The sequence below is a fragment of the Bacteroidota bacterium genome, from assembly GCA_016706255.1.
In the GTDB taxonomy this organism is placed as follows: domain Bacteria; phylum Bacteroidota; class Bacteroidia; order Chitinophagales; family BACL12; genus UBA7236.
This window is the reverse complement of record JADJJZ010000006.1, coordinates 982213-996881: the sequence shown is the minus strand read 5'-3', so window position 1 is coordinate 996881 and position 14669 is coordinate 982213. Positions and strand designations below refer to the sequence as shown.

At 36.8% G+C, this 14669-nt stretch carries 10 protein-coding genes; 8 read left to right on the top strand and 2 right to left on the bottom strand.

Going from position 1 to position 14669, the window contains the following annotated elements:
• Window positions 1-41: 41 nt before the first annotated feature.
• A complete protein-coding gene (locus IPI65_12950) occupies window positions 42-1505 on the bottom strand; it encodes a glycosyltransferase family 39 protein (GenBank protein ID MBK7442421.1) in 1464 nt (487 codons plus the stop codon).
• Between the two features lie 105 nt (window positions 1506-1610).
• Complete coding sequence (gene purL, locus IPI65_12945; protein ID MBK7442420.1) at window positions 1611-3839, bottom strand: phosphoribosylformylglycinamidine synthase subunit PurL; 2229 nt, start codon at window positions 3837-3839, stop codon at window positions 1611-1613.
• Window positions 3840-4094: 255 nt separating this feature from the next.
• Here purL and IPI65_12940 point away from each other — a divergent pair, with 255 nt between their 5' ends.
• The 8 genes from IPI65_12940 to IPI65_12905 all read left to right on the top strand — a co-directional run bounded on the left by IPI65_12940 (window position 4095) and on the right by IPI65_12905 (window position 14512).
• Complete coding sequence (locus IPI65_12940; protein ID MBK7442419.1) at window positions 4095-5804, top strand: gliding motility-associated C-terminal domain-containing protein; 1710 nt, start codon at window positions 4095-4097, stop codon at window positions 5802-5804.
• 42 nt (window positions 5805-5846) lie between these two features.
• Window positions 5847-7823: a T9SS type A sorting domain-containing protein gene (locus IPI65_12935; GenBank protein MBK7442418.1), complete on the top strand. Its 1977-nt coding sequence runs from the start codon at window positions 5847-5849 to the stop codon at window positions 7821-7823.
• A 71-nt stretch (window positions 7824-7894) separates the two neighbouring features.
• Window positions 7895-8668, top strand: a complete 774-nt coding sequence (locus IPI65_12930) for a hypothetical protein (protein MBK7442417.1) — start codon at window positions 7895-7897, stop codon at window positions 8666-8668.
• Window positions 8662-9378, top strand: coding sequence for a hypothetical protein (locus tag IPI65_12925; GenBank protein ID MBK7442416.1), 717 nt, complete (start codon window positions 8662-8664; stop codon window positions 9376-9378). Before IPI65_12930 ends, IPI65_12925 begins: the two co-directional genes overlap by 7 nt.
• A gap of 64 nt (window positions 9379-9442) precedes the next feature.
• On the top strand, window positions 9443-10711 hold the full coding sequence (locus IPI65_12920; GenBank protein ID MBK7442415.1) for a hypothetical protein: 1269 nt from the start codon (window positions 9443-9445) through the stop codon (window positions 10709-10711).
• A 113-nt stretch (window positions 10712-10824) separates the two neighbouring features.
• Window positions 10825-12048 carry an autotransporter outer membrane beta-barrel domain-containing protein gene (locus tag IPI65_12915; GenBank protein ID MBK7442414.1) on the top strand — a complete coding sequence of 408 codons (1224 nt, stop codon included), beginning with the start codon at window positions 10825-10827 and terminating at the stop codon, window positions 12046-12048.
• 18 nt (window positions 12049-12066) lie between these two features.
• Entirely contained in the window at window positions 12067-13134 is a 1068-nt protein-coding gene (locus tag IPI65_12910; GenBank protein MBK7442413.1) for an imelysin, read from the top strand.
• 28 nt (window positions 13135-13162) lie between these two features.
• Entirely contained in the window at window positions 13163-14512 is a 1350-nt protein-coding gene (locus tag IPI65_12905; GenBank protein ID MBK7442412.1) for a c-type cytochrome, read from the top strand.
• Window positions 14513-14669 lie beyond the last annotated feature (157 nt).

Here is a 14669-nt window from a genome sequence, read left to right as displayed (position 1 = left end):
TATCATTTTTTCTATAACAAATGTAGATAAAAAAAGTTCCTTTACCAGGGCTGGGTTGGGGTGTAGATGTTCACTTCCACTACCCTGTTACTGAAATTTTTAATGATTTGCAGACTGTCGCCGGCAGGTAAGTGGTGATCATAAGCACCGGGATTACAAATTGCAGCAAAATCAAAATCGCGCTGATAGGCAGCTTTTTTCTGCAGGGTGAAATCGATAGTATTTACTTTATCAGTAAAACCATAACGCGTATCCCGAAAAGTTAATACAAGCGGGAAATTGGCAAATACCTTTGTATTTTGATTCGAACCGCTGAGTATATAATCGATAGTTTGTTGCTGGGCTTCGATATAATACTGGTAACTCATATCTTCATCATAATGAAATTTTTGTTCAAGTGTCATATCCGGTTTTGAAACGGGATAAAGTTCATAACCATACATGGAAATCATTCCGGCAATAAATACTACAGGAATAAAAATATACAGCATCTTGTATTTATTTCCAGCCTTCACAATTAACGCAGATAATATAATTATCAGCGGAATAATGGCAAAGAGGAGATAGCGGTTCATGAAAAAATTAATCGAATTAAATAATACACCACCTAAAAATAATATCAGTAAAAAAATACTGAAGCGCGAATAGTGTATTGATTTTTTAATAAGGACGAAAATAATCAGTATAAACGCAACTGTGGAAACAGCGATACGCCCCTGTTCCAAAAAAATAAACGAAAAAAAATCTCCGGCGAAATCAAAAATGTTAGTAAGAGAAAAATTAATACTTGCTTCATGTAATGGGAAAAAATACCATCCGTTTTGAGCATGCTGAATAATTAAAAACACAATAAAAATTACAAACGGTGTTAGCACTAATAATTGTCCAAGCCCGAATTTATAAGTATTTCCTTTTTTCTTTTGAACCAGGATGTCAATTACTTCACCCACGATCACTACAACGGGAATAATAACTGCTGTTTCCTTCACCAAAATTGCTGCTGTGGCAAAAATGGCGTAGGCAACATATTTTTTTATCACCCAAAAATGAATTGCCCATAACATAAATAAAGCCAGACAAATTTCAGGCAATACCAAAACCGATTGCGCAAAAAATACAGGTTGCACTATAGTAAATAAAACAGCCAGCAACGCCACCTGAACGTTATAATGATATCTTGCAATATAATAAATGGCGAATAGTAACGCAATGGCAATTAATAAACCTGTGATATGTCCGCCTAATACAGAATCACCAAACAACAAATATCCGCAACCATGAATAAATGAAAATAACAATGGATGTCCGCGAGATAATTCCGGTGGCAAATTTTTTGGTAAGAGGCCTAAACCATTATCGTGCAAATACAAACCGGCCCTTGCATAAACACCCAATTCATCCCAAAAATAAGGCAATTGCAAAGCAGGTAATTTGGCGACGACAAACAAACCTATTATTACAATGAGCCAGATATAATGATAATATGCAGATGTTTTTTTAAACATATAATTAAACGCCGCTACTTGTTTTCAAAATTATCATTTATATCTGCTATAAACAACAAAGCGGCCGAAATCAGCCGCTCTGTAAAATACATTTAACAATTGTACTTATACGCCGGCTTCTGCTGTCATATACTTTCCAATCGCATTATCATAAATGGATTTGAAATCAACAGTAAGACCAAATGCCTCGCCGTCAACACTTATATTTCCATCTGTAACAGTTCCTAACACATTTACCGGAACACCATATTCTTTACAAATATTTTCGATAACAAAAGCTTTTTCGCTTGAAGTAGAAACTACAACACGACTTTGACCTTCTCCAAATAAAAATGCATCTTTTCTGATAGTTGCATCTGTTTCAATTTCGAAACCGAGATTATTTACCATTGCACTTTCCAGCAAAGTAGTAAATAAACCACCTTCACTTACATCGTGCGCTGAATAAATTAACTGGTTGCGAATTAATTCTTTTATGGTTTGTTGTAAAGCAAATTCATCATTTAAATCGAAATGCGGAGCAGGTGATAAAGTGATGTTATGCATCTCTTTCAAATATTCACTACAAGCAATATCATCAGTTGATTTTCCAATCAACATAATTACATTTCCTGCATTAATAAAATCTAATGTCATCTGATTTTTATAATCTTCCAAAACACCAACCATTCCGATTGTTGGTGTCGGGTAAACGGGGCCTTCTTCGCTTTGATTATAGAAAGAAACATTACCACCGGTTACAGGCGTATCAAATTTGCGGCAGGCATCACCCATACCTTTAATTGCATTGCTGAATTGCCAGTAAACTTCAGGGTTATAAGGATTTCCAAAATTTAAACAATTAGTAATTGCAGCGGGTTCTGCACCACTGCAAACAATATTTCTTGCGGCTTCACTCACAGCAATCATTGCACCAACATAAGGGTCAGAAAACACATAACGCGAATTACAATCTGTGGTAACCGCTAAACCTTTATTTTTTCCGATGATACGAATTAGTGATGCATCACTTTTTAAATTTGTCGATGTATTTTTTACACCAACCATTGAATCGTATTGCACGGTAATCCATCTTTTATTCGCAATATTCGGATTACCTGCTAATTTTTCTGCAACGGCTTTATAATTTTTAGGTTGTTCTATTTTAGACGCATCAAATTTTTTGATATCTGCAATATAAGCAGGTTCTTTTGTCTCGCGTTTATAAATTGGTGCACCGCCGCCTAACACTAAACTTTCTGCAGGCACTTCTGCAATCAGTTCACCATGCATATAATATTGTAATAATTCACCTTCAATTACTTCACCAATTATTTCGCAGTGTAAATCCCATTTGTCGAAAACAGCTTCAATATCTTTTTCCATGCCTTTTTTCACAACAACGAGCATACGTTCCTGACTTTCACTCAATAAAATCTCCCAGCCTTTCATATTTTTTTGACGGGTTGGTACTTTATCGAGATATATTTTCATACCGTGTTTGCCTTTCGCACTCATTTCTGATGTGGAACAGGTAATACCTGCTGCACCCATATCCTGCATGCCGACAATAGCTCCGGTTTTAATTGCTTCTAATGTAGCTTCCAATAATAATTTTTCCTGAAACGGATCCCCTACCTGCACGGAAGGTAAATCTTCATGACTTTCATCATGTAAATCGCCGCTGGCAAAACTTGCGCCGTGAATACCATCTTTTCCGGTAGCACTTCCAACAATATATACCGGATTGCCTGCCCCTTCAGCAATTGCAGAAACGGTTTCACCAACTTTTACAATTCCAACACTCATGGCATTCACCAGAATATTGGTGTTATAACAATCTTCAAAATATACTTCACCGGCAACTGTAGGCACGCCAAAACAATTACCATAATCGCCAATACCTTTCACCACACCACGAATTAAGTGTTGTGTTTTTTTATTGTTGATATTTCCGAAACGCAATGAATTTAATGATGCAATTGGTCGCGCACCCATGGTAAAAATATCGCGGTGAATTCCGCCAACACCTGTTGCAGCGCCTTGGTACGGCTCGATTGCAGATGGGTGATTATGACTTTCAATTTTAAATGCACATCCCAGTCCGTCGCCAATATCAATTAATCCCGCATTTTCTTCACCTGCTTCCACCAGCATTTTTTTGCCTTTGCGCGGTAAGGTTTTTAACAGGGTAATTGAATTTTTGTAGCTGCAGTGTTCGCTCCACATCACACTAAAAATACTCAGTTCAGTAAAGTTGGGTGTTCTGCCTAAAATCGATTTTATGTGGTCAAATTCTTCGGCGAGCAAACCTAATTGTCGGGCTTGTTCTACTGTAGCAAGTTGTTCGGACATATCTTTTGATTGAGGCACAAAATTAATCCCGAAAACCTAAACTCTTGCGCATTTTAATACATTTTATGTTGACAAATTTCGGCTTACTAACTCAAACTGTCATTTCGCAACGGAAATGGTGTAGTACACTAATTCCCGTATACGCACTATTGCAGGGCTGCCTATTTTCGATGTTGAAAAGAGGTAATATTTCCCATGCACACACTCAAAAACCATACAAAACAGTTCCCGATTCGATTCAAATTATTGCTGATTTTGCTACTCACAGTATCCGTTATCAAAGCACAAAATATCGTTCCTAACCCCGGTTTTGAGGGCCATAGCGGTCTCCCCGATTCTTATGGGGACTGGGGTAATTGTCATTTTTGGTTTAATTGTGCAGGCGAAGGCAGTCCCGATTACCTGCACACCGGCGGAAGCAGCGTTGCTCAGCTGCCCAATTCAGGTTTAGCGCTGGTTACACCTTATGAAGGTGATGCAATAATGGGTATTTCCACTTACCGCGGCGATTATCTGCATAGGGAATATATTACTGCAACACTTACTTCACCGATGATTATTGGTCAGACGTACGTGGTATCGTTTCGTATTACCAATGGGTTCTCCGGTTGGTATTCCGGTGCCGGAACCAATCATGTTGGCGTTTATTTCAGCACCACTTTTCCGGTTCAAGTTGGAACCGACCCAATTGATGTAACGCCGCAACTGGAAATTCCCGGTGTGGTTTGGACAGAAGAATGGACCTATTATGAATTTTTATTTACGCCTGAAACAAGTTTTAGTCATATCACTTTCGGCAATTTTTATGGTGATGATGAAACAGATGTTACCGTTTTCAAACCTGCTGCCATAAATGCAACACGCAGTGAATATTTATTTGATGATATTTATGTGGGATTAATGGTAACACCACCTGTAATTTTTATTGATACCACTTTATGCAGTGGCAATACATACACATTACCTGATGGCAGCATCACTTCAACTGCAATTACCGATACAACTGTATTATTAACTGCAGGCGGTGTTGACTCAACCATAATTACGCATGTTGAATTTTTAAATGAAATAACCGTTGCTCAAAGTGCACATATTTGTGCAGACGAACAATATATTTTGCCTGATGGAAATACAGTAAATAGTGCAGGTATTTATACTACGGTATTACCGGCTGCCAGCGGATGTGATTCCATAATTACCACAACGCTCACACAAACTACAACACCTGATATTACCTTGTTAATTCCTGAGTTTATTTGTTTAGATGCGGGAAATATTCAACTCGAGGCATATCCTGAAGGTGGCGTATTCAGTGGTCCGGGGGTTATTGCAGACCAATTTGATCCACTACTTGCAGGCGGTGCAGGGAATTATAATATAACTTATACTTATGTTGTGAATGAATGTTCATTCATACAACAAACCAATATACAAGTAGAACAAAATTATGCTGATGCAGGAACAGATCAAACGATACAATTTGGCAGTCGCGTAAATTTACATGCTGTTTGTGGGGGAGATATTAATTGGTCGCCGGCAGCATTATTAAATTGCGCTGATTGTGCTGATCCGGAAGCATTGTTAAATCAGAATACAACATTTGTATTAACTTCAGTAAATAATTATGGTTGTATTGCCATCGATTCAGTTACAATAATTGTTATACATGAAAATCCCGATGATTTTTTTGTGCCGAATACATTTACACCAAACAACGATGGACTTAACGATTATTTTTCACCATTAGGATTAGCCATCGAAACAATTGTTCATTTTGAAGTTTTTAATCGCTGGGGAGAATGTATTTACCGCGCTGAAAATATAGCACCGGGCAACAATTCGGGCTGGGATGGCACTTATAATGGTGCTGCGGTGCAGGAAGGTGTGTATATTTACACAGTAGAAGTAAAATATGTGACAGGGATTATTGCTGTTAAATCGGGAAATGTAACGGTGCTAAAATGAAAATGATAAAAATTCTTAACTTTAAGTTTAATGAGGGAAAACATGCGATATTATAAAAAGCTTGCACTTTATGGCTCGTCGGCAGCGGCTTTCCTTTTAAATAATACAAATGCACAAGGTCAAGTGATATATGAAAATATTGATCCTGACATGATTATTTACGATGGCCATGAATTAACCTACGATTTAAATCATGATGGTTTTAACGATATATCATTTAATGTATACTCCTATACTTCATGGTCATCACATTCGGGTCACTCCTATTTTGAGTTATTCAGTGTTAATTTTTATTTTAAATCATTTTATGGCATTTTAAGTAATCCCGATATGGCCTCCTCAATTAATATTGCATTATTACATGAAGGCGATATTGTTGGTCCTGACTCACCTTGGGCAACCGGAGACCAAATAAATTTTCCACCCATTATACCTACATCCTCAGCATATTATATGGGTGATGATGCGTGGCTGAGTCATAATAATTTTATAGGTATCAAATTTTTAATTGATGGTAACACACATTATGGCTGGATGCGTTTAAGTTTTGATAATGTTTACCCTTTAGATTTTTACATGCCTTATTTATTTATTCAAGATTATGCATACGAGGCAACTGCAGAAACTTCAATTTTAATTCAGCCGCCAACAGCGGGAATTGCTGAAAATTTAGTATTTGAAGATGTAGCAGAAAATAACGACGCAACAGATTTAAGATTAACATTCAATAAGGCTGATGACGAATCAGGCATAGCCGAGTATCGAGTTTATTTTTATAAAGATTATTGGTTCAATCATCCTGAATTAGAAATACTATTATCACTATCTCCGGAACATTATATTTCAGTTTTACCGGATGGTAGTAATCATAGTGTCTACGCCAACATTATGGTAAGGGATACTGACAACGATCCGATTGTACCTGATATTCCTTATAAGGCAGTTGTAGTTTCCCTAACAAATGACGAAATAAATTTAAAAAGTAATAATTCCATTGAAAGTAATTATGCCAAAATAAAAATTTCAACTGCTGAAACTGCTATTCAAATAACCGTAAATGGAAATGGAAATGAAAATTGTGATTTATCAGATTATACGGCAAAGTTTGATTGTCCGAAAAACGATTTTGGTGTTGCTGAATACAGGGTTTTTGTATTGCCTATGGATAGCAGTATTTTTCCACTCAGTGAATTGTTAGTTTATGACGAAACATTTTATACCAAAGTATTACCCACAGGTGCAGGCTCATACACGGTAAATCTAAATTCGAATCAACAACTCGTTAGTAGCAATCCATTAAATATATTTAATAATTATAATGTTTTAGTGCTGTCTATTCCCGATAGTATAACTGCCTCAAACTTATCTATGAATGGCAGTGATTTGCCATTATATTACTATTGTGAAACAGTAAGTGTAAAACCCGAAGTTGCCATAGCCGGTAACACATTAACGGCTAAGGATATTCAGGTTCAATTCCCAAAAGTATTCGACGAAGCGGTGTTGGAGTTATATGAAGTTTATTTAATTCCTGCAGATGAAATTGATGCTTTTACGATAAATGATGTTGCACTATTGGAGTCGTATCAAAAAATTTCAATTATACCTTCAGGTAGTGATATTAATGTGCATTTGCCGGAATTTTTGCAAGACATAGATGGTAATCTGTTATTACCTGAAAACGAATATGTAATAAAAGTGGGATTAATAGGAAAGGAAATTTATGATAATATCGCATTATCACTTCCTTCCGATAATTTTAAATTAACCGATGGCAGTAATGCAGGTCCATTCGTGTATGATATGAACGAAAATGAACTTTCTTTAATGTTTGAAAATCCGGGTAATTATACATTAAATATATATAATATCACCGGACAGTTAATCAATACATACGATTTGACCGAAGCACTTGTAAAAATTAACCTTGCTTACTTAACACCCGGAACATATATCGCTCAAATTGTTGAATTGACAGAAAATAATTCATTTAAACTTTTAATACCAAGTACTAAATGAACAGGCAGTGTGGAATTAAAAGGTTTAGACGGACTCTGTTACAAGAATTGCAGTTAATTTTAATATGCTTATTGCAATTAAACGCCCAGTCCCAATCGCTATCAATTGATGAAACTTTTGCTGACGAGGGTGTGTATTATTTTGAATTTGAAGAAGCCACGGTTGTTTGCACCGACAGTGAAATACAACCTGATGGTAAAATATTACTTCTGGGTAAACAGATACATTATCTTGATGAGATAGACCTAAATGTAATTGTTCGGCTAACACCTGATGGGCAGCAGGATTCAAGTTTTGGAGAAAACGGTATTCACTATTTCGAACAGGATATAAATTCAGAAAATCTAAGTGTTGTTTCAATGGATATTGCGGTTGATGGAAGTATTTATATTGCAGGTTCTGCAAATAATATCTATGAAAAAACATATTTAGGTGGTGTAATTATAAAAATGACTCCAAATGGAGCAATTGATTCTTCATTCGGAACAAATGGATGGATGTATCCTGAAGTAACAACTTGTCAGCATACAACAATTTCTGAAATACATATTTTCCCTGATTATAAAATTTTAATTGGTGGAACAACTTGTTACGGAATAGATTGCGATACGTTACAATTTTTTGTGGCTCGATTTAAAGCAAATGGTATTATTGACAAAAGTTTCGGTACCAATGGACTTACTTTCACTAACTTTGGTGTAGTAGAATGTCAGGCAACACGCATGTTAATTGGAGCGGATGGTGATATACTTTTAGCTGGTTATACTAATGATTTTATTGCCTTGGCGCGATATACTTCAAATGGAACTACAGATACTTTTTTGGTTCTAATGGAAAAATGTTAACTGATTTAGGTGCATCAACGTTAACTGCGATTGGCACTTTGAGTGATGGGACTATAATTGTTGCAGGCAATAATAAAATTGCTGCCTATACGGAATCCGGTATTTTGTATCCGTATTTTGGCACAGATGGAATTGTGAGTTACGTGTTTGATGACTACACCCAATTTACAGATATTTTTGTTCAGGAAGATGATAAGTTTATTTTAAGCGGATACACCGGTGACAATGAATTTCCTGATGTTATGGATATGAGTTTGACGCGTTTTTCAAAATCAGGTGAAGTGGACACTTCTTTTACAAGTGAAGGTACCTTTCAAGTAGATAATAGTAATTATTTCAGTTATAACCGTAAAATGCACGTTTTATTAAATGGTGATATTATACTCAGTGGATTTGAGGAATATAATGGGATAAGAAATTTCCTTGCGGCAATTCGCTTGAACACCAATCTTGCACCTAACTTTAATACACCTTTTCATGTAGAACATACCAATGTGTGGACTACTGAAAATATATTGTATATTAATAATACAAACGATTATACAACCAGATACTTGATCGTTAATGAAATTGGTCAGCCCATAACCGAATTTATGGCTGACTCAGGATTAAATGAGTTTAATATTGATGCGCTGCCTGCAGCACTTTATATTCTGATTCAATACAACACATCAGAAAACATTACCTACAAGTTTGCTAAAGCCAGGTAAATTATTGCTTACTGTGGTAATATTTGACGCACCCTATTCTGATACATTTTCCTATCTTTGATTGGTGCAAACAATTATTATTCCGGTAATCTGGATTCTAATAACTTTCTATCTCATCGTCCGTCTCGATTTTTTTAAATTGAGTCCGGTTAAACCGGTGTGGAAGTATGCTGCATTTTTTTATAAACTGATTTTGGGTTTTGCCAATTATTATATCTGGCTCAACGTAATTGGTCATGGCGACAGTTTGCGGTATTATCACGACAGCCTTATTGTATATAACAGCCTGTTTGAAAATCCAATACATTATTTTGAATTATTAACGCGCAGTTCCCTGCAAAACATTCCTGAACATCTTGTCCCCTATCAAAAAGAATTATACATCGAATGGCATGTGAATGAATACCACATGGTGCGCCTCCTGGCTATTTTAAATGTGTTTACGTTTGGTAATATCTGGGCAAATATTGTCATTTTATCGTTTGCCGGAATTAGTGTGTCGACAGCCTTGTTTAAATTTTTTGTGCGACAAATTACCGAAAATAAAAAAGCGGTGCATTTATTATTCGCACTTATTTTTTTCCTGCCTTCCCTCATTTTCTGGAGTGGTGGAATTTTGAAAGAAGCGCCCGTATTTATGCTGCTGGGTATAATTTTGCTGCAACTGTTTAAAATTGAACGGAATAATCAATCCAACAAAACCCCTGCGCAACCATTATTTATACTGCTGATTTGTCTGCTTTTGTTATTTTTTATCCGCGATTATCTCGCATTATTAGTAGCAGCAAATCTGGTGTTATTTTTATGGATTCGTGCCTTCATCCAAAAAAATAATCCTGCAAAATATTTCTTTTTATGTTCAGCAACTATCGGTGTTTTGTTTTTTTTAATTCCGGTTATTTTTCCGCAATGGAATTATTTTCAATATGCTAAGCAGGAACAATTGTATTTTTTATCCGGCGCTCCTGACCCGGATTATCATTTTCAAACAATAGGAAATTCCGGATTGGAAGTGGTGCAACAAATTCCCTACGCGCTAAATAATGTGTTTTTCCGTCCCAATATTTTGCACACACAAAATCTATTTCGTTTTTATCAAAGTATTGAATTACCCTTAATCTGGTTACTGGTTGGGTGGTTATTATTTAAAAGTATCAGACAAAAACAACAGTTTTCACTCACTGCAGCTATGTTTTTAATGGTGTGTTTTGAGCTACTGTTCATTTACGGTTTGCTGGTTACCGATGCCGATACACTGAGTCGCTACCGAAGTATCCTCTGTTTTTTATCCTTTTGCTCACGTGGTTACACCAACCCAAAATGCCCAAAATAAGCGCTTAGTTGCTTTCAGGGCGCTCACTACCATAAAGTAGGTATTTTCATCTCCCCCCATAAAACTATGCTACTGTGCGGTTACTTTTGCATTGTTTAGAATAAATCTAAATAATGAGCCTAGCCAAAATAACCACCCTCCTCCTATTGCTGTCTGCAGGAATTGCTGTTGCACAAACGGCACCCGAACCGACCAAAACATTCAACGAAAAGTTTGAACTGCACGGATATGGAGAAATTACCTACAACAATTTCAATTGGGAAACTTATCCCGACAAACGAAATAATATCGATCTGAACAGAGTGGTTTTTGAACCGGAATATGCTTTCAGCGATAAACTCAAACTAGAAATGGAAATTGAATTTGAACACGGCGGAACGGGTTCAACAATGGAATTCGACAAGTTTGAAGAGTTCGGAGAGTTTGAAATGGAAATTGAAAAAGGCGGCGAAGTAATTATTGAAGAAATTGAATTGGCCTGGCAAATAAAACCCTGGCTGGAATTAAAAGCGGGCAGATTAGATGTTCCGGTTGGACATATTGCCGCTTATGGTGAACCGCTCGATTATTTAACTACAACCTATAATAATGTGGAAGCGGCATTAATTCCTGCGCAATGGTACGAATACGGAATTGGTGCTGAAGCAGAATGGAAAAATTTCACCTTCGAATTATCACTCATCAACGGATTGGATAATTCAGCATTCAGTTCAGCAAACTGGATTCAACGTGGTAATCAAAGTCGTTTTGAATATGTAAATGCAGCAGCATTCGCAATAGCAGCAAGAGCAGATTATGCATTTAGTGATGATATTGTAACAGGAATAAGTTTTTATACCGGAAATACAACACCTAATCGTCCAAAACCGGATATTACCGCAGACGGATTTGTGCAAGTTGCCGATATTCACTTGCATGCAAAATTTGGCGGATTTACCGTAAATGGTTTATTGTTAAGCGGCTCATTACAAAATGCAGAAATTATTTCTGAAGCAAACAGAAATTTATCCAATAATTTAAATGTAAAACGTACTCCTGTTGCAAGTGCAGCATTAGGTTATTTTGTTGAAGGTGGATATAATGTTTTAGCTACTCTGAATAAACCTGACCATGTTTTAAATATTTTTTGTGGTTATTATTATTACGATTCCATGTATAAAACCACCGGCGATATTTTTAACAATCCGCGCTGGGAACGCAGCGAAATTCGTCCGGGCATTAATTATATCTGGCAAAATAATATAGCCGTAAAAACAGATTATACGATTCGTAAAATTGGTATCCCCGATTTAAATAAAGAAAATACATTCACTTTAGCATTGGCATATAAATTTTAATTTTTAAATATATATATTATGGTAACTACTCAAAAAATACTCCTTAGCAGTCTCATTTTATCTATAACCTTATTACCACTTTCATCTTGTAAAGAAGATGATCCAACAGATATTGAAACATATGATTTTCAACCGATTTTAAATCATCTTGCACAACATGTAATTACTGAAACTTATGTTGATTTACATGCAAAAAGTATCAGTCTGGTAAGTGCTGTAACTACTTTACAAACAAGCCCTACCGCAATAAACCTCGAAGCTGCACGTCAGGCGTGGCGCGATACACGTAAGCCTTGGGAACAATCGGAAGGATTTTTATTTGGCCCTGTTTCTACAAAAGGTATTGACCCATCTATTGACAGTTGGCCGGTAAATGTTGTCGACCTTGAAGCGGTATTAGGTAGTGGTGCAGTATTATCAAAAGAATATATCGACGGCCTGGAAGGAACATTAAAAGGATTTCATACCATCGAATTTTTATTATGGGGTGAAGATGGTGAAAAAACAGTTGATTTATTTACAGCAAGAGAATTTGAATATTTAATTGCAACCTGTCAGAGTTTGGAAAGTAATACCAACGATTTACAAAATAGCTGGAATGTAACCGGTGAAAATTTTCAAAGCGAAATTGCTGAAGCAGGTGAAGATGGCAGCATGTATGTTAGTCAGAAATCTGCTATGCAGGAAATCATAAACGGTATGATTGGTATTGCTGATGAAGTGGCAAACGGAAAAATTTATGACCCGCTTTCACAATTGGATGTAACATTAGAAGAAAGTCGTTTTAGCGCAAACAGCAAAGCCGATTTTATTGATAATATTCGCAGTATTCAAAATTTATATGCAGGATTATATATGATTTCAGGCGATGGCGTAACAACATTTATTGTTTCTGAAAACTCTGAATTAAATGCACTTGTTGAAGCACAAATGCAAAATGCAATTGATTTAATTGATGCCATTCCGGGAACATTTACAGAAGCCATTTTCGAAAATCCCGATGCTGTTACCGCAGCACAGGAATCTGTACGCCAATTACAGGAAACATTACAAAGTCAGGTAAAACCATTAATTGATGCGATTTAATTTTATTACAATAATTGCTAAACGCAGCATGCTTATTTTATCAATGAGCATGCTGTTGTTATGTATGTTTATTTATAGCTGCACAACCGATCCGGAAATTACCAATTGGTATAATGAAGATGAATATGCTGCCGGTGGTGCAACAACATTATATGAAGCAACATCCGGTGCATTTTCTACACCCGCACCTAATTTAAGTGCAACGGCTTTTGAAAAACACATGGCCGGTGATGTAAGTTTTGAATCCATTTTTGTCACCGCACCTGCAACTAATAATGCCGGACTTGGTCCCATTTTTAATGATGTAAGTTGCGTGAGTTGTCATACCCTCGATGGCCGTGGCGATAAACCCAGTGTTTTTCGCGTAAGTATTCCCGGAACGGATGCGCATGGTGGTCCGAATCCGGCACCCGGTTTTGGTGGACAATTACAAGATAAAGCCGTATTTGGAGTTTTGCCGGAGGGAAAAGTGGACATTAATTATGTAGAAGAATTTTATAAATACCCTGATGGCAGCAGTTATAGTTTATTGCGACCGGTGTATGCTATTTCAGATACTTATATTTCACTTCCGCCGGGAACAATGTTGTCGGTACGTGCTGCGCCACCTGTCTTCGGACTCGGTTTGCTCGAGGCAATAACAGAAGCAGATATTTTAGCTGCAGCTGATGAATTTGATTTGAATGGTGATGGCATTTCGGGAAAGGTAAATTACGTTTGGGATGTAGTGAGCGCAACAGCAAAAATTGGTCGTTTTGGCTGGAAGGCAAATCAGCCGCATCTCGACCAGCAAACTGCGGGTGCTTTTAGTGGCGATATGGGTATTACCAGCACATTATTTCCAACTGAATCGGCTTACGGGCAAATTCAGGACGATGGCATGGGTGATGACCCGGAAATTGATTTTGAATTTTTAGATATCACTTCCTTTTACACCAAAACCCTTGCTGTTCCTGCCCCACGGGGTTTAGAAAAGCCAAACGTTATGTTAGGCAAACAACTGTTTTTCGAAATTGGTTGCGAAAATTGTCACCGCCAAAAGTGGACTACCGGCATTGCAACCGGAATTCCTGAGCTAAGTAATCAGACTATTTATCCGTACACAGATATGTTATTACACGACATGGGTCCCGGACTCGCAGATAATCGCCCTGATTACCTTGCAAGCGGTTCCGAATGGAAAACAAGACCATTGTGGGGAATAGGCTTAACGGCTGTTGCGAACGGACATACCCGCTTTTTACACGATGCGAGAGCCAGAAACCTGGAAGAAGCTATTTTATGGCATGGTGGTGAAGCTGAAAAGGCAACTACTGCATTTAAAAACCTGAGCGCCGGTGAACGTGCTGCTTTAATCGCATTTTTAGAGGCTTTGTAAGCTAAAACCTGAAAACATATTATAATTTTTTATATATTAACTATTTAAACTCGAAACATCATTTTTAACCACATACCCTCAAAATAACCCGGATTTTTAACGCCTTTTATCTATTTTCCACATTTTAAGTGGACAAATCACCTGTTTTTTCGGAAAA